The sequence below is a fragment of the Micromonospora sp. NPDC049004 genome (assembly GCF_040649315.1).
In the GTDB taxonomy this organism is placed as follows: domain Bacteria; phylum Actinomycetota; class Actinomycetes; order Mycobacteriales; family Micromonosporaceae; genus Micromonospora.
Window position 1 is genome coordinate 132,143 of sequence record NZ_JBEZFG010000009.1, and the last position, 18,318, is coordinate 150,460.

The following is an 18,318-nucleotide window of genomic DNA, read 5'->3' on the forward strand; positions in this document are numbered from 1 at the left end:
CATCCTGCCGCAGCCGGGCGCGGACCCGGCTGTGGCACGCGGGAGGGCGTCAGAGCAACGCCGTCAGCCGGGCCACCAGGGCCGCCGGCGGTGGCATCGCGGCGATCTCCTGGCTGACCTGCCCGGCGGCCGTGCGCAGGCTCTCGTCGGTGAGCAGCCGGGTCAGTGTCCGCGCGGTGATGTCGGCCGGACGCAGCGCGAGGCCGGCGCCCCGGCGGGCCACCAGCTCGGCGTTGTGCCGCCGGTCCCCCGGGCCCACGGTGGCCAGTTGCGGCAGGCCGGCGGCGAGGGCGCCGAAGGCGCTGCCCGCCCCGCCGTGGTGCACCAGCGCCGCGCTCGCCGGCAACGCCTCCGCGAGTGGGATCCAGTCGACCACCCGGACGTTGCCGGGCAGCGAACGGGCCGAGCGCTGATCGGGCCGGACCAGCACGATCTCGGCGTCCACCTGGGCCGCGGCGGCCACCACGGCGGGCATCGGGCCCCGGTCGCCGGGGCCGGTCAGGGTGCTGCGGGTGACCAGGATCCGCTGTCGCTCACCCGGCTCGCGCAACCAGGCCGGCAGCTCACCACCGCCCACGTAGGACGTGTAGCGCATCGGCCAGCCGGCCTGGGTGGCCACGCTGGGCGGGGCCACGGCGAGGGCGGCGGCGGGCGGTGGCAGCTCCGCGAGGCCGTGCCGGCGCAGCGCGGCCCCGAGTCGGGCGGTGGTCGCGGCGACCAGGTCCCGGCCGTCGAAGAGGGTGTTCTCCTGGCGTACGGCCGGCACGTCGAGCCGCGCCGCCGCGACCGCGCCGGCGACCGCGAACGGCTCGTGCACCACCAGATCCGGCCGCCACCGGGTGGCCAGCGTGACGACCGGGTCGGTGAGCTGGTCGTTGAGAGCGCCGAAGAGCAGGCCGGCGCCCCGGGTGCCGGCGGTGCCGGCCAGTTCGGCGCGCGCGATCAGCGGATGGCGGAGCAGGACCCGCCGCGCGATCCGGCCGAAGTCGAAGCCCGGCGCGACGTCGTGCACGGCCAGACCGGCGTCGGCGGCGGCCATCGCCGCACCGCCGGTGGCCACCAGCACGTCGTGGCCGGCGTCGCGCAGCGCGACCGCGAGGGGCACCAGGGGAAAGACGTGCCCGACGAGCGGGGCGGACACCACCAGCACGCGCATCTCGCGGATCCTATGTCGACGCCGCCGGGCGCGTTGCCCCGTTGACCGCGCCTCGGCGGACGGTGGTCAGCCTCGGTCGCGCTGGTCGACGATGCGGCGCATCTTGCCCATGGACCGTTCCACCGAGTCCGGGGCGAGCACGGCCACCGCGACGCTCACCCCGATGGTGTTCTTCACCAGCTCGACGAGCGTCGCGCCGGCCCGCTCGGCGGCGTCCGCGGCGACCCCGACGCGCCGCTCCACCCGTACGGTGAGGGTGTCCAGCCGGCCCCGCCGGTCCAGGACGCACTGGAAGTGCGGCGACAGCTGCGGCGTACGCAGGATCAGCTCCTCGATCTGCGTGGGGAACACGTTCACGCCGCGCACGATCATCATGTCGTCGGTTCGGCCGGTGATCTTCTCGATCCGGCGCATCGGCCGCGCGGTGCCGGGGAGCAGCCGGGTGAGGTCCCGGGTGCGGTAGCGCACCACAGGCATCGCCTCCTTGGTGAGCGAGGTGAGCACCAGCTCGCCCCGCTCGCCGTCGGGCAGCACGGCCCCGGTGACCGGGTCGATGATCTCCGGGTAGAAGTGGTCCTCCCAGAGGTGCAGGCCGTCCTTGGTCTCGACGCACTCGGTGGCCACGCCGGGGCCCATCACCTCGGAGAGCCCGTAGATGTCGACCGCGTGGATGTCCAACCGCTGTTCCATCTCGCGGCGCATGTCCTCGGTCCACGGCTCCGCGCCGAAGATGCCGACCCGCAGCGAGGTGGCGCGGGGGTCGATGCCCTGGCGCTGCATCTCGTCGACGATGGCGAGCATGTAGCTGGGCGTGACCATGATGACCTCGGGTTCGAAGTCGCGGATCAGCAGCACCTGCCGTTCGGTCATGCCGCCCGAGACCGGGATGACCGTGCAGCCGAGTTCCTCGGCCCCGTAGTGCGCGCCCAGGCCGCCGGTGAAGAGCCCGTAGCCGTACGCGACGTGCACCCGGTCGCCGGGACGGCCGCCGGAGGCGCGGATGGACCGGGCCATCAGCCGGGCCCAGGTCCGCAGGTCGTCGCGGGTGTAGCCGACGACGGTGGGCCGGCCGGTGGTGCCGGAGGAGGCGTGCAGTCGGGCGACCCGCTCCCGGGGTACGGCGAACATGCCGAACGGGTAGTTGTCGCGCAGTTCCGCCTTGCCGGTGAACGGGAAGCGGGCCAGGTCGGCGAGGTCGCGGCAGTCGTCGGGGTGCACGCCGGCGGCGTCGAACGCCCGGCGGTAGTGCGGCACGTGGTCGTACGCGTGCCGCAGCGACCAGCGCAGCCGTTCGCGTTGCAGTTCGCGCAGCTCGTCGATGTCGGCACGCTCGATCGGCTCCAGCTCGTGCGGACGAGGGGTGCGGTCCTGCATCGCCTGCCTCCTTGCGCGACGGTCCCGGTGCGGGCTGCGGGTACCGTACGCCGGCCGTCGGCCGAGGGCGCGAGGTGAGGGCGCCGGGTCGGGCGGGATGCCCGACCCGGCGTCACTCCGATCATCGCCCCGCCATCATCCTGCAATTGCAAAAGATGTGCAACAAGGCCTGGACCGGGACCGTTCGAGTAACTAGCCTGGCCATCATGAGTCCTTACATCATGGATCCGTCGGCCTGGCAGGAGAGCTGGGACCGTCAGCAGGAGGCCTACCTACCGGATCGGGAACACCGCCTCGCCGCCATGCTCGACGCGGTCGACGCGGTAGTCGAGGGCCGCCGTCCGCGCCTGCTCGACCTGGCCGGCGGCACCGGCACCATCTCGCTGCGGACGCTGGCGCGCTTCCCGGACGCCGAGGTGACCCTGGTGGACCTCGACCCGGCGCTGCTCACCATCGCCGGCGCCTCGCTGGCCGGGCGGGCCACGATCGTCACCGCCGACCTCACCACACCCGACTGGCGCGAGACGCTCCCCCACCAGGAGTACGACGCCGTCCTCACCGCCACCGCCCTGCACTGGCTGCCGGCCGACCGGCTCCGCGCGCTCTACGCCGACCTGCGCGACGTGCTGCGACCGGGCGGGATCTTCGTCAACGCCGACCACATGCCCGACGACACCCTGCCGGAGCTGACCAAACGGCTGCTGGACCGGGCGCGGGACCGGCGCGACGCCCGCTACGCCGCCGGTTCGGTGCTGTCCTGGTCCGACTGGTGGGAGCGGGCCGCCGCCGACCCGACGCTCGCCCCGCTGGTCGCCCAGCGACACGCCATCTACCCGACCGGGCACAGCCCGGAGTGGAACCCGCCGGCCTCCTGGCATCTGGCGGCGCTCACCGAGGCCGGGTTCAGCGAGGTCGGCACGGTGTGGCGCGGCGGAACGGACGCCGCCGTCGCGGCGGTACGCTGACCAGCCGTCGCGGCGTTCGTGCTGGTAGGAAGGACCCGTGTCAGAGCCGCTCGAACCGCGTACCGACCCCGACGTCGACCTGCGGGTCACCGCCGACCGCCGGGAACTCGGCGCGCGACCCGCGACGGTTCTCGCCACGATCGCGGCCGGCGGGGTGCTCGGCGCGCTGGGCCGGGCCGGCCTGCAACACCTAGTCCCGCACGCGCCCACCGCTTTCGGGTGGGCGACGTTCGGCGTCAACGTGTCCGGCTGCCTGCTGATCGGCGTGCTGATGGCGGTGCTCGGGCACCTCGGCGGCGGGCACCCGCTGGCCCGCCCGTTCCTCGGTGTCGGGGTGCTCGGCGGCTTCACCACGTTCTCCACGTACGCGGTGGACGTCCAGCAGGCCCTCGTGGCGGGCGCACCCGGCGTCGCGCTGGCGTACCTGGCCGCGACGGTGCTCGGGGCTCTCGTCGCGGTCGGGCTGGGCGACGCCGTCACCACCGGACTGCTGCGGCGCGGGGCGGTCCGATGACCGTGCTGCTCATCGCCCTGGGCGCGGCGGTCGGCGCACCGCTGCGCTACCTCACCGACCGGGCCGTGCAGTCCCGCCACGCCTCGGCGTTCCCGTGGGGCACGTTCAGCGTCAACGTGGCCGGGTCGCTGCTGCTCGGTGCCCTGGTCGGGTGGCCTGTCGACCCCGCGGTCGGCGCGCTGCTCGGCACCGGGTTCTGCGGCGCCCTGACCACCTACTCCACCTTCAGCTACGAGACCCTGCGGCTGGCCCGGCGCGGCGACCGGTTCCTCGCCCTGGCCAACGTGCTGGGCAGCGTCGCCGCCGGGCTGTCCGCGGCCGCCGTCGGCTACGCCCTGGCCCGCGCCCTGCTGGGCTGACCTTCGGAAAGTCCTTCCCGGAACAGGGGACCCATCGCGAATACTCCGAGGGTATATACGCGAGGTATACCCCCGGTGTAGTCTCCTGGGCATGAGCGTGCCACTGACCCTTCTCGGCCTCCTCGAACGAGAGCCCAGCCACGGCTACGACCTGAAGCGCGACTACGACGCGTTCTTCGGCCGGGGCAAGCCGCTGCCGTTCGGCCAGGTCTACTCCACCCTCAGCCGCCTGGCCCGCGACGGAAAGGTGGTGATCAGCGACGTCGCGCCCGGCTCCGGCCCCGACCGCAAGCGCTACGTCATCACCGATGTCGGCGCGACCGAGGTCGAGCAGTGGCTCACCCAGCCGGTCGACCCGGAGCCGCACCTGCAGACGGTGCTGTTCGCGAAGGTCGTGCTCGCGCTGATGCTCGACCGTCCCGCCGCCGAATACCTCGACACCCAGCGCAGCGCGCACCTGCACCGGATGCGCGAGCTGACCGAGATCAAGCGCGCCGGCAACCTGGTCGACGCGCTGCTCGCCGACCACGGCCTGTACCACCTGGAGGCGGACCTCCGATGGATCGAGATGACCGGCGCCCGCCTGGACGCCCTGCGGAAAGAGGTACGACCATGAGCGTGGTGCTCGAAGCACGCGACGTGACGTTCTCCTTCGGCCAGACACCCGCCCTGCGCGGCGCGAGCGTCGCCGTGGAGGCCGGCGAGATCCTCGCCGTCATGGGGCCCAGCGGCTCGGGCAAGTCCACCCTGCTGCACTGCCTCGCCGGCATCCTCGTGCCCAGCTCCGGCGAGGTCCTGTTCGACGGTGCCCGGGTCGACGCCATGCCCGAGACCCAACGCAGCAGCCTGCGCCGCGACCGGTTCGGCTTCGTGTTCCAGTTCGGCCAGCTCGTCCCCGAGCTGACCGCTGTGGAGAACGTCGCGCTGCCGCTACTGCTCAACGGCGTACACCGCAAGCAGGCACTGCCCAGGGCGAGCGCCTGGTTCGCGCGCCTCGGCCTGGACGGCCTGGAGCAGCGCCGCTCGGGCGAGCTCTCCGGCGGGCAGGCGCAACGCGTCGCCCTGGCCCGGGGCCTGGTCGCCGAGCCGCAGGTGCTCTTCGCCGACGAGCCGACCGGCGCGCTCGACTCGCTCACCGGCGAGCACGTCATGGACCTGCTGGTCAGCGCGGCCCGCGAGCAGGGCACCACTGTCATCCTGGTGACCCACGAGGCCAGGATCGCCGCGTACGCCGACCGCGAGGTCATGGTCCGCGACGGGCGCGTCAACGCGCCGGACCGGATCGCCTCATGATCCGCTTCGGGCTCCGCCTCGCCCTGGCCGGCGGCCGGGAGGCACTCACCCGCCTGCTCGTCATCGCCGCCGCCGTCGCGATCGGCAGCGGGCTGCTGCTGACCACCCTGGCCGGGGTCAACGCGGTCGACGCCCAGCTCACCCGGTACGCGTCGATCTATCCCCAGGCCTCCACCGCCGGCGCAGCCGATCCACTGTGGTGGTCGACCAGGGACGACTTCTTCCACGGCAAGCCGATCCTCCGGATCGACGTCGCCGCCACCGGGCCGAGCGCGCCGATCCCGGCCGGCATCCCGGCCACCCCGGGCCCCGGTGAGTTCTACGTCTCGCCGGCGCTGCGGAAGCTGTTCGCGGCACAGCCGGCCGACCAGCTGGCCGACCGGTACCCGGGACGGGACCTCGGCACCGTCGGACCGTCCGGGTTGACCTCACCGGACACGCTGCTCGCCATCGTGGGCGGCACGCCGGACAGCGTGGGCAAGCTGCCCAACTCCCGGCAGGTCGACACCATCGATGACAAGCCCGCCCTCCCCGAGACCACGGTGAACCTGATCCTGGGCGTGATCGCCGGCGGGCTGCTCTTCCCGGTGCTGATCTTCATCGGCACCGCCACCCGGCTCAGCGCCGCCCGCCGGGAGCAGCGTTTCGCCGCGATGCGCCTGGTCGGCGCGACACCCCGGCAGATCTCGACGGTCGCCGCGGTGGAGGCGGCGGCCGCCGCCGTCGCCGGCACCGCCGTCGGCTTCGCCCTGTTCTACGCCTTCCGCGAGCCGCTCGCGGGTATCCCGTTCACCGGCATGCCGTTCTTCCCCGGCGACATGTCCCTGGGCCTGCTGAACATACTGCTCGTGGCGCTCGGCGTCCCGGCCGGCGCGGCGCTGGCCGCCCAGATCTCGCTCCGCAAGGTCCGGATCTCGCCGCTGGGCGTCACCCGGCGGGTCACCCCCCGCGCGCCGCGCGCGTACCGGCTGATCCCGATGCTGCTCGGCGTCGCCGTGCTGGTGTTCGCCCTCGGATACCGGCCCGAGACGTCCGACGGTCAGACCGCGATCTTCCTGCCCGGCCTGCTGCTCATCATGGCCGGTCTCGTCTTCGCCGGCCCGTGGTTGACGATGGTGGGCGCCCGGGTCATGGCCCGGTACGCCAACCGTCCGGCCACGCTCATCGCCGCGCGACGCCTCGCCGACAACCCCAAGGCCGGCTTCCGGGCGATCAGCGGCATCATGCTCGCGCTCTTCGTGACCAGTGTCGCCGTCGGTGTGATCACCACGATCGTCGACGAACGTGGCCCGGCCCCGATCGGCTCGACCGACGCGGGCACTGTCACCACAGTCTTCGACGAGAAGACGACGTCGGTGCCCGACACGCTCTTCGCCGAACTGCACGCGATCACCGGCGTGCGGTCCGCGACCGCCATCCGGGAAGCCCCGGACATCAACACCGGCGGCGAGGGCGGGGTGATCGCCTGCGCCGACCTGCCGAGCGCGTACGGCAGGTGCGCCCAGGGCGCCGTCGTCATCGAGGTGCCGACGGGTCTGAGCCGTTGGGAGGAGTCTGCGTCGTCCACAACGGAGTGGCGCGCGGCGTCGATCACGCTCGACGAGCTCCAGCGGCTGCCGGTGAGCTCGGTCGTCGTGGGCACGGACGGCTCGGCTGCGGCCATCGAACGCGTCCGCACCGTGCTGGAGGTCGCCTTCCCGACCTTCTGGGTGGGGCCGAACGTGCCCGGCGACTTCGAGTCGGACTTCGCCGACACACTGCGCGGCTGGGAACAACTGGCCAACGTCATCATCATCGCCAGCCTGGCGCTCGGCGGGTGCAGCCTCGCGGTAAGCGTCATCGGTGGCCTTACCGAACGCCGCCGTCCGTTCAGCCTGCTGCGCCTCAGCGGCGCTCCGGTGCGGGTCCTGCGTCGGGTGGTGGCGCTGGAGAGCGCCGTACCGATGCTGGCCGTCGCCGCCGTCGCCATCGGCATGGGTCTGCTCGCCGCGCACCTGTTCCTGCGGGCGCAGATGCACTACACGCTGGTCGCGCCGGAGCCGCGCTTCTACGTGATCGTCGTCGTCGGGCTGGTCGCCTGCCTCGGCGTCATCGCCTCCACGATGCCGCTGCTGGAACGCGTCACCGGCCCGGAGACCGCCCGCAGCGAGTAGCCGTCAGGCGCTCGGCCCGGTGGCGGCGACGCCGACCACCGGGCCGAGCACGAAGACGGCGGGCGGGCCGATGCCCTCGGCGGCGGCGACCGCGCCGATCTCGTCCAACCGGGCGGGCACCGACCGCTGGCCGGGCAGCCCCGCGTCCTGCACGGCGAGCACCGGGGTCTCCGGGGGGCGACCATGCTCGACAAGCACCGCAGCGATCTTGGCGATGGTGTCCACGGCCATCAGCAGCACGACGGTGCCCCGGGCACGGGCCAACGCGGCCCAGTCGACGAGCGAGTCGGGATGCCCGGGCGGCAGATGCCCGGAGACCACTGTGACGTCGTGCGCCACGCCCCGGTGCGTGACCGGCACGCCGGCGAGGGCCGGCGCGGCGAGGGCGCTGCTGACCCCCGGGACCACCGTCACCGGCACACCGGCCGCCCGGCAGGCCAGCACCTCCTCGTGGCCGCGTCCGAAGACGTACGGGTCGCCGCCCTTGAGGCGTACCACCCGACGGCCGGCGCGGGCGTGCGACACCAGGGCCGCGTTGATCGCGTCCTGGGCCATCGAGGGGCCGCGGGGCACCTTCGCGGCGTCGATGACCAGGACGTCGGGGCGCAGCCCGGCGAGGAGCCCCTGCGGGGCGAGCCGGTCGACAACGACGACGTCCGCGGCGTCGAGCAGGGCCTGCGCGCGTACCGTGATCAGGTCGTCGGGCCCCGGCCCGCCGCCGACGACGGCGACCGAACCGTGGTCGTGGTGGTCGTGCCCGTCGTGGCCGTGGTGATGGTGGTGGCCGACCGGGTCGTCGGGGTGGTCGTGCGGGCGTTGCGGGCGACCCACCTTGTCCGCGAAGCCGGGCATCGACACCCGGTACGCGCAGGTGTCGCAGTTCATCCGGATGTCCCCGCCCAGCGCCTCGGCGTGGCGTTCGAGCACCAGCTCCGCGAGGGCGTCACAGTCGCCGATCACCTCGGCCACCCGGACGTCGAGGTCGGGGTGGGCGGCCGCGAACTCCGCAGACTGGGCGACGATCCGGTCGGGCAGCACCCCGGCGAACAGGAAGTACGGCGCGACGACGATCCTCCGCGCGCCGAGCCGGCGCAACCGGTCCAGCACCTCCGGCACCGACGGCTGCGCCAGGGAGATGAAGCCCGGCTCGACACCCGCGTAGCCGCGTCCCTCCCAGAGCAGCCGGGCGACCTTGGCCACCTCGGCGTTGGCATCCGGGTCGGTGGAGCCCCGCCCGATCAACGCCACCCACGTACCGGCCCGGTCGGCAGCAGCCAGCTCGGTGCCGGCCCGGTCGGCGCCCGCCGGCACGGCGCCGGCCCGCGTGTGACCCAGCGCGGCGTCGATGCGCTGTTCCAGGGCGTCGTGCAGCAGCGGGTGCGGGCCGAGCGGGCGTCCGTAGCGGTAGGTCAGCCCGGGGTGGCGCTGCTGCTCGCGTCCCATGGCGGCGGGAATGTCGCCCTTGCCGTGCCCGGCGGCGGTGAGCACCAGCGGCAACGCGACGAGGGCCCGGTGCCCGCGGGCGACGAGCGCGCCGACCGCGTCGGTCAGCGGCGGGCGGGACAGCTCGATGAAGCCGCCCTCGACGTCCGCGACGGCACCGCGACGGCGGACCCGCTCGACGAGCGCGGCGAACTGGTCGACCCCGGCAGCGCTGCGCGTGCCGTGCCCGACGATGACCAGACCGGTCATGACTTCTCCTCGATGTAGAGCAGGGCGTTGAGGGCGGCGGCGGCGACCGCCGAGCCACCCTTCTCGCCCACGTTGGACACCCCGGGCAGGCCGCTGGCCCGCAACGCCGCCTTCGACTCGGCGGCACCGACGAAGCCGACCGGCAGGCCGACGACCAGCGCGGGCGCGGCGTCCACTGTGAGCAGTTCGACGAGCGCGGTGGGTGCGCAGCCGACCACCCACACCGCGCCGGGGCCGACCCGGTCCCGCGCGATCCGCACGGCCGCCGCCGAGCGGGTGATGCCGGCCGCACGGCCCAGTTCGGCGGCGGCCGGCTCGGCGACCGGGCAGACCAGCTCCAGGCCCGCGCGGGTGATGCCGGCGGCGACCATCGCCACGTCGGTGACCACCGGCACGCCGGCGCGCAGCGCGGCCAGCCCCCTCTCCAGGGCGGCCTCGTCGCAGACCAGCTCGTCGACGTACGCGAGGTCGGCACTGGCGTGCACGACCCGCTCGGTCACCGCCCGGCTCAACGGCGGCAGGTGCGACAGGTCGACCCGCTCGCGCAGGATGCGGTACGACTCGACCTCGATCGGATGCACCACCCGGCTCATCGGTCTCCTTCCCAGGGCTCGGCCACGCGGATCGCGTCGACCGGGCAGATCTCCAGGCACTCCAGGCAGCCGGTGCAGCGGTCGGCGCGTACCGTCAGGCCACCGGCGACCGGCCGGATCGCGTGCGTGGGGCAGGTCAGCAGGCAGGCGCCGCAGCCCTGGCAGGCGTCGATGGTCACGATCGCCACCGGTACCCCCGGGGCGTGACCATCCGGCCGGCGACCAGCCTGGTGTCGCTGTTACCGACCACCACCACGCTGTACATGTCGACGATGCCCGGGTCGAGCGTGGCCAGCGTCGCCAGGTGCACCCGCTCGCCGGGGCGGCTGGCGTTGCGCACCACGCCGACCGGGGTGGCCGGTGGCCGGTGCGCGGCGAGGATGCCGAGCGCCTTGCCGAGCTGCCAGTCACGCGCGCGGCTGCGCGGGTTGTAGAACAGCGTCACGAAGTCGCCCTCGGCGGCGGCGGTCACCCGCCGCTCGATGACCTCCCACGGGGTGTGCAGGTCGGACAGGCTCACGTAGGCGTGGTCGTGGCCGAGCGGCGCCCCGAGCAGCGCCCCGGCGGCGAGCGCGGCGGTCACCCCGGGCACACCGACCACGTCGATCCGCTCGTCGGCGTACTCCAGGGCGGGGCTCGCCATCGCGTACACCCCGGCGTCGCCGGAGCCGATCAGCGCGACCGCCCGGCCGGCGGTGGCCTCGGCGACGGCCGCGCGGGCCCGGGCCTCCTCCGCGCCCAGCCCGCTGGACAGCACCCGGGTGCCCGGCCGCAGCACGTCCCGCACCTGGTCGAGGTACTGGTCCAGGCCGACCACCACCGCCGCGCGGCGCAGCTCCGCGACCGCGCGGGGGGTCCGCAGGTCGGCGGCGCCCGGCCCGAGCCCCACGACCGCGAGCCGGCCGCGCGGCGCGTGCCGCGCCACCGCGACGGTGGCCATCGCCGTCGCGGTCTTGCCCACGAGCAGCGTCGCGTCGTCGGACCGGCCGTCCGTGCCGAGCAGCGCCGCGGCCTCCGCGACGCTCGGCGTGCCGACCGCGGCGCGGACCACCTCGCTGGGATGCGGCACGTCGACAGTCGCCAGCCGCGTCGCCGGCCAGGTCACCAGGTGTACGCCGAGCGCGTCGGCGGTGCTGCGGATGCCCGCCTCGTCGGCTTTGACGTCGGCGCTGGCCAGGCAGCGCAGGCTCGCCGGGTCGAGGCCGGCCTCGGCCAGCACCCGGTGCAGCAGCTCCGCCACCTCGGCGGCCGGTACGCCCCGACTCGCGCCCACCCCGGCGACCAGCGACGGTGGCCGCAGCACGGCGGTCCGCCCGTCGGGCGGCACCACCCGGTCGGTGACCAGCACCCGGTACCCGTCGTCGTCGGCCGCTTCCTCGTTGGCGGGGTCGTTGTTGGCGGGGTCGCCGGGGGCGGCGACATCGCCGGCCGGGTCGTGGTGGCCGGCCGGATCGTCGGAGGCTGCCCCGGGGGTGATGACGCGCACGTTCGGGGGCAGGGCGGGCAGCGGCCAGGTGGCGTCGGCGATCAGCCGGACCGGTTCGCCGTCCAGGATGGCCCGGGACACCGCGGCGACCGCGCCCTGCACCGGCCAACCGAGGGTGTCCAGTCCGGGCAGGCCTACCGCGTCGGTGGCGGTGGTGATCACCGGTCGGGCGTCCAGCAGCGCGCCGACGGCTTCCGCGAGGTCGTTGCCGCCGCCGGCGTGGCCGCCGAGCAGCGCCACCGCGTGCCGGGCAGCCTCGTCGACGACCACCACGGCCGGGTCGGTGCGCTTGTCCCCGAGCAGCGGCGCGAGGATGCGCACCACCGCGCCGGTGGCCAGGAACGCCACCACGGCGTCGCAACGCGCCCAGGCGGTCCGCAGCGCGTCGGCGACGCTCTCCCCCTCGACGACCCGCGCGTGCGGCCAGGCGGCGGCGACGGTGTCGGCGTGTCGTCGGCCGGCGGCGGTTGCCGCGACCAGGCCGACGCGGGTGGTGACGGTCAGGTCGGGCACGGGCGCTCCCCGGTGAGGACGACCACCGGGTTGGTGGACGCGAGGCGGATCGACCCGCCGGGCAGGTCGGCGAGGCGGGCGGCGGAGAGCTGGCTGCCCTCGACCGTGTAGCCGGCGGCGCGCAGCAGACCCACGGCCGGCGCGACGCGGTCCAGCGCGGCCAGGGTGAGCACCACCCGCGCGGGTCGGCGAGCCACCACTGCCGCAAGGACGTCGGCGCCGCCACCGCCGACGAAGACCGCGTCCGGCTCGGGCAACCCGGCCAGCGCCGCCGGGGCCCGCCCGACGACGACCCGCACGTCGACGGCGTGCACGGCGGCGTTGTCCCGGATCATCGCGGCACCGGCGACGTCCTGCTCCACGGCGAGCACTGCGGCGCCGAGCAGCGCGCACTCGATGCCGACCGAGCCGCTGCCCGCGCCGACGTCCCAGACCAACCTGCCCAGGCGAGGCCGCAGCCGGGCGACGACGAGGGCCCGCACCTCGGACTTGGTGATCATGGAGTCGCGGTGGGCGTACCGGTCCTCCGGCAGCGCCCAGCCGCCGGCCGGCGCGGCGGCCGGCTGGTTGTCCACCCGCATCCCAGCCGGCCTGACCAGGCCCGGCACGGCGGGCACGGGCACGGCGGGCACGGGCACGGCGGGCACGGGCACGGCGTTCACGGGCCCGGCGGGCACGGGCACGGCGGGCACGGGCACGGCGGGCACGGGCACGGGCACGGGCACGGCGATGCTGAGCAGGACGTGCGGGTCGGACCAGGCTCCGGCGGCGGCCTGATCGGGGGTCACCGCCCGGACGCGTTCGGCGTCGGTGCCGAGGTGTTCGGCGACCACCAGACGGCGGGACCAGCCGATCAGTCCGGCGCCCAGTTCGGCGGCGCCGACGCCCGGCGCGGTGAGCACCGCGACCAGTGGCAGCGCCCGGCAGGCGTTCAGGGCCGGTCGCGGGTCGCGGCCGTGCGCGGTGACCACGGCTGCGCCGTCCCAGGGCAGCCCGGCACGGGCGAACGCGGCGGCCACACTGGACACCGCCGGCACCACCCGCAGCGGCAGCCCGGCCGCGCGCAGCCGCCGGACGATGCCGAACAGTCCGGGATCGCCGCTGGCCAGCACCACCGCCGGCACGCCGGCGGCCACGGCGGCGCTCAGCCGCCGTACGGCCGGGGCGAGCGGCCCGAGGACGACGGTGTCCACGCCCTGCGGCACGGAGACGGTGGCCAGGTGCCGGGCCGCTCCGACGACCAGCCCGGCCACGGCCAGCGCGGGAACGACTGCGGGGTGCGGTGGCGCACCGGCCGCGTCCACCCCGACCACTGTCACCAGCGGGTCCGGGGACGCCACGGTCACCACCGGGTCCGTAGCGGCCACGGTCGCCGGCCGGTCGGCGGGCGCCGCGGTCGGCCGGCTCATCGCGGCCACCGGCCCGACGAGGCGACCACCCGCGCGCCGGCGAAGTCGACCATCGCCACGTCCACGGTGACCGTCGGCCCGGCGAAGCGCCGCAGCACCTGCCCGACCCGCTGGCAGAGCAGGTCCCCGGCCGGGCCGAGCAGCCCGGCGGCCTCCCACAGCTCGTACGCGTGCCGCCCGGTGTTCGCCTCGGTCACCGCGTCGACCAGTGCGGGATCGCCGCCGGCGTCGGCGGTCACCGCGCCGAGCAGCGACAGGTCCACCTTCGAGCGGGTGTAGTGGGTCATCAGGATCCCGGCGGCGAGCTTGGCGAGCTTGCCGGCCATGCCGACGAAGACCACACCGGTCATCGCGTCGCCCACGGCGGCGGTGACGGCCGCGCCGGTGAAGTCGCCCACCTCGACGAAGCACACCTCGGGCAGCTCGGGCAGCAGCGCGCGGGCGGCCCGCTCGGTACGCCCGCCGGTGCACAGCACCACCGTCCGCTCCCCCTGGGCGGCCATCACGTGCACGGCCTGCACGACGCTGGCCCGCCAGGAGGCGGTGGAGAAGGGACGGACGATCCCGGTGGTGCCGAGGATCGAGATGCCGCCGAGGATGCCGAGCCGCCGGTTGGTGGTCTTGCGGGCCATGATCTCGCCCCGGGGCACGCTGATGACCACGCGGACACCGACCTCGGTGAGGTCGACGACCTCGGCCACCGCGTCGCCGATCATCCGGCGTGGGGTGTCGTTGATGGCCGGGCCACCGACCGCGAGGCCGAGGCCCGGCTTGGTGACGGTGCCGACCCCGGGCCCGCCGGCCAGGCGCAGCCCGGGGACGTCGGTCCAGTCCACGGTGGCGGTCAGCTCGGCGCCGTGGGTGACGTCCGGGTCGTCACCGGCGTCCTTCACGACCACCGCCTCGGCGTGCACCGGTGGGCTGCCGGTCACCTCGCAGCGTTCGACCGGGAATCGCACCCGGCGACCGGCGGGCAGCCCGATCTCCACGTCCGGTTGGATCTCGCCGGTGACCAGGGCGGTCACCGCCGCCTTCGCCGCCGCCGTCGCGCACGCGCCGGTGGTCCAGCCGGTCCGCAGCGCGGTGGGCCGGACCTTCGCCGTACGCGGCAGGTCCGGTTCGCGCAGCGGCGGCTCGGCGTACGTCATGGTGTGCCTGTTCCCCCGGCGCGGACGCCGGACTGGCGGCGCAGCTCGGCACGTGCGACCGGCTCGGCGCGACGGAAGGTGTGGAAGTGCCCGGGGTGGTACAGGTGCGAGCGGGTGCCCTCGGCGGCCAGCGCCGGCCCGACCAGAAAGAGCGTGTGCTTCCACAGCTTGTGCTGCTTGACAGTGGCCTCCAGCGTGCCGACCGTGCAGCGCACGACCAGCTCGTCGGGCCAGGTCGCCTGGTACGCCACGACGGCCGGGGTGTCCGCCGGGTAGCCGCCGGCCAGCAGCTCGGCCTGCACCTGACCGGAGCGGGCGGCGGAGAGGAACAGCGCCATGGTGGTGCCGTGCCGGGCGAAGTCGCGGACCCGCTCGCCGGGCGGCATCGGGGTCTTGCCGCCTTCGAGGCGGGTGAGGATCACCGACTGGGCGACCTCGGGCACTGTCAACTCCCGCCCGACGAGCGCCGCGACGGCGGTGAACGACGACACTCCGGGCACGATCTCGACGGCGAGGTCGAGCGTCCGGCACAGGTCCAGTTGTTCCTGCACGGCGCCCCAGAGCGCCGGGTCGCCGGAGTGGATGCGGGCCACTGTCAGCCCCTGCTCGGCGGCGCGCTGGTAGAGCGGGAGCACGCCCTCGATGGGTAGCTGCGACGAGTCGACGATCTCCGCGTCGGGGCGGGCGTGGTGCAGGACGTCGGCGTGCACCAGGCTGGCCGCCCAGATCACGATGTCCGCCGCGGCGATCACCCGGGCGGCCCGCAGGGTCAGCAGGTCCGCCGCACCGGGGCCGGCCCCGACGAACCACACCTTGCCGTTGCTGGTCACAGCTTTCCTCCTCGGTGGTCGCGGCGGGCGGGCACCAGCAGCGTCGACAGGTACGGCAGGTCGTGCGCGGTGTCGTCGACTGCGCCGACGTGTTCGCCGGGCAGGCCGAGGTTGCGCCCGAGGACCGCGTCGTGGAGGCGGCCCTGTCGGCGCAGTTCGGCGAGCAGCTCCGGGTGCCGCCGCCAGCCCTTGTAGGCGACAACGGTGCCCGGCCCGGCGAGGGCGTCGGCGAACAGCGCCAGACCGGCGGTGGCCGGCAGCAGCGTCAGCGGTTCGCGTCCCTCGCACAGCGCGACACCGCTGCGGGCGGCCAACTCCTGCATGGCGGTCACGCCGGGCACTGTCGCCACCCGCACGGCGGGACGCAGCGCGCGGACGCTCTGCGCCAGGTAGCCGAAGGTGGAGTAGACGTTGGGATCGCCGATGGTGGCGAACGCGACGGACCGCGCGCCCCCGTCGAGGGCGTCGACCACGCTCCGGGCGGCGTCGTCCCAGGCCGCCGCCCGGCGGGCGGTCACCCCACCCCGGTCGTCGAGGGCGAACGGCAGCCGACGCAGCCGGTCCGCCGGCACGTACTCCCGGACCGTCGCCTCGGCCCGCCCGGCCTGCGCGCCCGGCGGTGTCACACCGCCGGTCGCGGTCGGCGCGACCCGGTCCGCCATCACGGGTACGAAGACGACGTCGGCCTCGCGCAGGATCCGCACGGCCCTCACGGTGAGCAGTTCCGGGTCACCCGGCCCGACACCGACACCGGTCAGCGTGGCATCGGTGGGACCCGCGTCGATGGTCGGCCGCGCGTCGGCGCGCTGCGCGCTCATCGGCACGCCTCGACCAGCCGGCGGGCGGCCCCGGGGTGGCCGGCCCAGTGGGTGTGCAGGTAGGAGGCGTGCACGCGGCCGGCGACGAAGCCGTGGTCGGTGCCATTCCAGCGCCACGCCGGCGCCTCGCCGTGCGCGGGGTCGGTGGTGGTGCGGTGGAACTCGTGGCCGCGTACCGGCTCGCCCGCGCGGGCCACCGGGGAGCCGGTGACGGCCCGGGCCTCGCGGTAGCCGAGGGTGAGCCGGCCGGTCATCCGGGCGGTGAGGTCCAGCCGACCGCACATCGGTACGCCGTCCAGTGCCCGCCCGAGGTAGAGCAGTCCCGCGCACTCGGCCACGATCGGCCCGTCGAAATCGGCCAGCTCGGCCCGGAGTGTGCCGTTGCCGGCGAGGGCCTCCGCGTACGCCTCGGGGAAACCGCCGCCGATCACGACCGCGCGGGTGCCGGCGGGCAGGGCCTGGTCGCGCAGCGGGTCGACGGTGACGACGTCGGCGCCGGCGGCGGTGAGCAGTTCGGCGGTCTCCGCGTACGAGAAGGTGAAGGCCGGACCACCGGCGAGCGCGACGAGCGGGCGGTCGTCGCCGGCCGGACCGCCGACGGCGACGGCCGGGTCCCAGGCCGCGGCGGTCAGCGGCGCGGCGGTGCGGGCCAGGTCGAGGACGGCGTCGAGGTCCACGGTGGCCTCCACCAGCTCGGCGAGGGCGGTGACGATCGCGAGGGACTCGGGAGCCCGCTCGGCCACCGGGACCAGCCCGAGGTGCCGGGCCGGCGCGGCGACCTCGGCAGCGCGGGTGACCGCTCCGAGCACCGGTACGCCCACCTCGGCGAGCGCGTCGCGCAGCAGCGTCTCGTGCCGGGGCGAGCCGACCCGGTTGAGGATCACCCCGCCGATGCGCACGGCCGGATCGAAGGCGGCCATGCCGAGGGTCAGCGCGGCTGCCGAGCGGCCCTGCGCGGTGGTGTCCAGCACCAGCAGCACCGGCGCGTCGAGGAGGCGGGCGACGTGCGCGGTGGAGGCGAAGTCGCGGCGGCCCACCGCGCCGTCGTGCAGGCCCATCACACCCTCCACCACGGCGATGTCGGCGGGCGTCGGCACGCTCGCGCCGTGGCGCAGCAGACCGGCGATCCGCTCGGCCCCGACCAGGAACGGATCGAGGTTGCGGCCGGGCCGCCCGGCGGCGAGGGCGTGGTAGCCGGGATCGATGTAGTCCGGGCCGACCTTGTGCGGGCTGACCGTCAGGCCGCGACGGCGCAGCGCGGCGAGCAGCCCGGTGGCGACAGTGGTCTTGCCGTGGCCGCTGGCCGGCGCGGCGACCACCACTCGGGGCAGCGCCCAGGGAGCGCTCACCACTCGATGCCCTTCTGGCCCTTCTGGCCGGCGTCCATCGGGTGCTTGACCTTGGTCAGCTCGGCCACCAGGTCCGCGGCGGCGACCAGGCGCGGGTCGGCGTCCCGGCCGGTGATGACGACGTGCTGGAAGCCGGGGCGGTCGGTCAGGGTGGCGACCACCTCGTCGACGTCCACCCAGCCCCACTTCATCGGGTAGGTGAACTCGTCCAGCACGTACAACCCGTACCGCTGCGCGGCCAGGTCGCGCTGGATCTGCCGCCAGCCCTCCAGGGCGTCGGCGGCGTGGTCGGCCTCGCCGCCGCGCTGGATCCAGGACCAGCCCTCGCCCATCTTGTGCCAGGCGACAGGTGCGCCCTGGCCGGTACGCTCGTGCACCTCGCCGAGCGCCCGGAAGGCGTTCTCCTCCCCCACCCGCCACTTGGCGCTCTTGACGAACTGGAACACCCCGACCGGCAGGCCGGCGGTCCACGCCCGCAGCGCCAACCCGAAGGCGGCCGTCGACTTCCCCTTCATCTGTCCGGTGTGGACGATCAGCAGTGGCCGGTGCCGTCGCTGCCGGGTCGTCAACCCGTCAGCGGGCACCACGCTCGGCTGTCCCTGCGGCATCAGCCGTCCTCCCTCGTCTGCGCGATCGTGCAGTTTCGGTTGCTCATCTGCGTAGCTC

17 protein-coding genes and 1 pseudogene are annotated in these 18,318 nt (G+C 75.0%); 6 read left to right on the plus strand and 12 right to left on the minus strand.

The genetic code is table 11. The features are described 5' to 3' along the window. Positions 1–49: 49 nt before the first annotated feature. The gene (locus AB0B97_RS25430) at positions 50–1,156 is read right to left on the minus strand and encodes a nucleotide disphospho-sugar-binding domain-containing protein (protein ID WP_357497012.1); all 1,107 of its coding nucleotides are present in this window, start codon (positions 1,154–1,156) and stop codon (positions 50–52) included. 66 nt (positions 1,157–1,222) lie between these two features. After that, positions 1,223–2,530 (minus strand): phenylacetate--CoA ligase PaaK, encoded by a 1,308-nt coding sequence (paaK, locus tag AB0B97_RS25435; protein ID WP_357497014.1) that lies wholly within the window; start codon positions 2,528–2,530, stop codon positions 1,223–1,225. Positions 2,531–2,736: 206 nt separating this feature from the next. Here paaK and AB0B97_RS25440 point away from each other — a divergent pair, with 206 nt between their 5' ends. The 6 genes from AB0B97_RS25440 (at position 2,737) to AB0B97_RS25465 (ending at position 7,814) form a co-directional block, all read left to right on the plus strand. Continuing rightward, positions 2,737–3,495 (plus strand): class I SAM-dependent methyltransferase, encoded by a 759-nt coding sequence (locus AB0B97_RS25440; protein ID WP_357497016.1) that lies wholly within the window; start codon positions 2,737–2,739, stop codon positions 3,493–3,495. Between the two features lie 37 nt (positions 3,496–3,532). Then, on the plus strand, positions 3,533–4,009 hold the full coding sequence (locus AB0B97_RS25445; protein ID WP_234590440.1) for a CrcB family protein: 477 nt from the start codon (positions 3,533–3,535) through the stop codon (positions 4,007–4,009). Then, a complete protein-coding gene (gene crcB / locus AB0B97_RS25450) occupies positions 4,006–4,368 on the plus strand; it encodes a fluoride efflux transporter CrcB (protein WP_234590438.1) in 363 nt (120 codons plus the stop codon). The genes AB0B97_RS25445 and crcB overlap by 4 nt, the downstream gene beginning before the upstream one ends. 91 nt (positions 4,369–4,459) lie before the next feature. Continuing rightward, complete coding sequence (locus tag AB0B97_RS25455) at positions 4,460–4,984, plus strand: PadR family transcriptional regulator (RefSeq protein WP_234590435.1); 525 nt, start codon at positions 4,460–4,462, stop codon at positions 4,982–4,984. Further along, positions 4,981–5,661: an ABC transporter ATP-binding protein gene (locus AB0B97_RS25460; protein ID WP_357497019.1), complete on the plus strand. Its 681-nt coding sequence runs from the start codon at positions 4,981–4,983 to the stop codon at positions 5,659–5,661. The genes AB0B97_RS25455 and AB0B97_RS25460 overlap by 4 nt, the downstream gene beginning before the upstream one ends. Further along, positions 5,658–7,814, plus strand: coding sequence for an FtsX-like permease family protein (locus tag AB0B97_RS25465; protein WP_357497021.1), 2,157 nt, complete (start codon positions 5,658–5,660; stop codon positions 7,812–7,814). Before AB0B97_RS25460 ends, AB0B97_RS25465 begins: the two co-directional genes overlap by 4 nt. A 3-nt stretch (positions 7,815–7,817) precedes the next feature. On the opposite strand, the gene cobA is transcribed toward AB0B97_RS25465, so the two are convergent. From cobA to cobO, 10 genes and pseudogenes are all read right to left on the minus strand, one after another. Beyond that, positions 7,818–9,506: a uroporphyrinogen-III C-methyltransferase gene (cobA, locus tag AB0B97_RS25470; RefSeq protein ID WP_357497023.1), complete on the minus strand. Its 1,689-nt coding sequence runs from the start codon at positions 9,504–9,506 to the stop codon at positions 7,818–7,820. Further along, the gene (locus AB0B97_RS25475) at positions 9,503–10,099 is read right to left on the minus strand and encodes a precorrin-8X methylmutase (protein WP_357497025.1); all 597 of its coding nucleotides are present in this window, start codon (positions 10,097–10,099) and stop codon (positions 9,503–9,505) included. The genes cobA and AB0B97_RS25475 overlap by 4 nt, the downstream gene beginning before the upstream one ends. Beyond that, positions 10,096–10,287, minus strand: coding sequence for a 4Fe-4S binding protein (locus tag AB0B97_RS25480; RefSeq protein ID WP_357497027.1), 192 nt, complete (start codon positions 10,285–10,287; stop codon positions 10,096–10,098). Before AB0B97_RS25480 ends, AB0B97_RS25475 begins: the two co-directional genes overlap by 4 nt. After that, positions 10,275–12,098, minus strand: a complete 1,824-nt coding sequence (cobJ, locus tag AB0B97_RS25485; protein WP_357497029.1) for a precorrin-3B C(17)-methyltransferase — start codon at positions 12,096–12,098, stop codon at positions 10,275–10,277. Before cobJ ends, AB0B97_RS25480 begins: the two co-directional genes overlap by 13 nt. A 725-nt stretch (positions 12,099–12,823) precedes the next feature. Then, positions 12,824–13,417 (minus strand): annotated as a pseudogene (gene cbiE, locus AB0B97_RS25490) (precorrin-6y C5,15-methyltransferase (decarboxylating) subunit CbiE); the annotation flags it as partial. 86 nt (positions 13,418–13,503) lie between these two features. Continuing rightward, positions 13,504–14,655 carry a cobalt-precorrin-5B (C(1))-methyltransferase gene (locus tag AB0B97_RS25495; protein WP_357497031.1) on the minus strand — a complete coding sequence of 384 codons (1,152 nt, stop codon included), beginning with the start codon at positions 14,653–14,655 and terminating at the stop codon, positions 13,504–13,506. After that, entirely contained in the window at positions 14,652–15,485 is an 834-nt protein-coding gene (gene cobM / locus AB0B97_RS25500; protein WP_357497033.1) for a precorrin-4 C(11)-methyltransferase, read from the minus strand. The genes AB0B97_RS25495 and cobM overlap by 4 nt, the downstream gene beginning before the upstream one ends. Continuing rightward, positions 15,482–16,303, minus strand: a complete 822-nt coding sequence (gene cobI / locus AB0B97_RS25505; RefSeq protein ID WP_357497035.1) for a precorrin-2 C(20)-methyltransferase — start codon at positions 16,301–16,303, stop codon at positions 15,482–15,484. Before cobI ends, cobM begins: the two co-directional genes overlap by 4 nt. Further along, on the minus strand, positions 16,300–17,655 hold the full coding sequence (locus AB0B97_RS25510) for a cobyrinate a,c-diamide synthase (protein WP_357497037.1): 1,356 nt from the start codon (positions 17,653–17,655) through the stop codon (positions 16,300–16,302). The genes cobI and AB0B97_RS25510 overlap by 4 nt, the downstream gene beginning before the upstream one ends. After that, on the minus strand, positions 17,649–18,260 hold the full coding sequence (gene cobO / locus AB0B97_RS25515) for a cob(I)yrinic acid a,c-diamide adenosyltransferase (protein WP_357497039.1): 612 nt from the start codon (positions 18,258–18,260) through the stop codon (positions 17,649–17,651). Before cobO ends, AB0B97_RS25510 begins: the two co-directional genes overlap by 7 nt. Positions 18,261–18,318: the final 58 nt, after the last annotated feature.

Bases quoted from the DNA above. Each gene is read 5' to 3' on its own strand.
- AB0B97_RS25430 (WP_357497012.1), bottom strand. From the start codon at position 1,156: ATGCGCGTGCTGGTGGTGTCCGCCCCGCTCGTCGGGCACGTCTTTCCC.
- paaK (WP_357497014.1), bottom strand. From the start codon at position 2,530: ATGCAGGACCGCACCCCTCGTCCGCACGAGCTGGAGCCGATCGAGCGT.
- AB0B97_RS25440 (WP_357497016.1), top strand. From the start codon at position 2,737: ATGAGTCCTTACATCATGGATCCGTCGGCCTGGCAGGAGAGCTGGGAC.
- crcB (WP_234590438.1), top strand. From the start codon at position 4,006: ATGACCGTGCTGCTCATCGCCCTGGGCGCGGCGGTCGGCGCACCGCTG.
- AB0B97_RS25455 (WP_234590435.1), top strand. From the start codon at position 4,460: ATGAGCGTGCCACTGACCCTTCTCGGCCTCCTCGAACGAGAGCCCAGC.
- AB0B97_RS25460 (WP_357497019.1), top strand. From the start codon at position 4,981: ATGAGCGTGGTGCTCGAAGCACGCGACGTGACGTTCTCCTTCGGCCAG.
- AB0B97_RS25465 (WP_357497021.1), top strand. From the start codon at position 5,658: ATGATCCGCTTCGGGCTCCGCCTCGCCCTGGCCGGCGGCCGGGAGGCA.
- cobA (WP_357497023.1), bottom strand. From the start codon at position 9,506: ATGACCGGTCTGGTCATCGTCGGGCACGGCACGCGCAGCGCTGCCGGG.
- AB0B97_RS25475 (WP_357497025.1), bottom strand. From the start codon at position 10,099: ATGAGCCGGGTGGTGCATCCGATCGAGGTCGAGTCGTACCGCATCCTG.
- AB0B97_RS25495 (WP_357497031.1), bottom strand. From the start codon at position 14,655: ATGACGTACGCCGAGCCGCCGCTGCGCGAACCGGACCTGCCGCGTACG.
- cobI (WP_357497035.1), bottom strand. From the start codon at position 16,303: ATGAGCGCGCAGCGCGCCGACGCGCGGCCGACCATCGACGCGGGTCCC.
- cobO (WP_357497039.1), bottom strand. From the start codon at position 18,260: ATGCCGCAGGGACAGCCGAGCGTGGTGCCCGCTGACGGGTTGACGACC.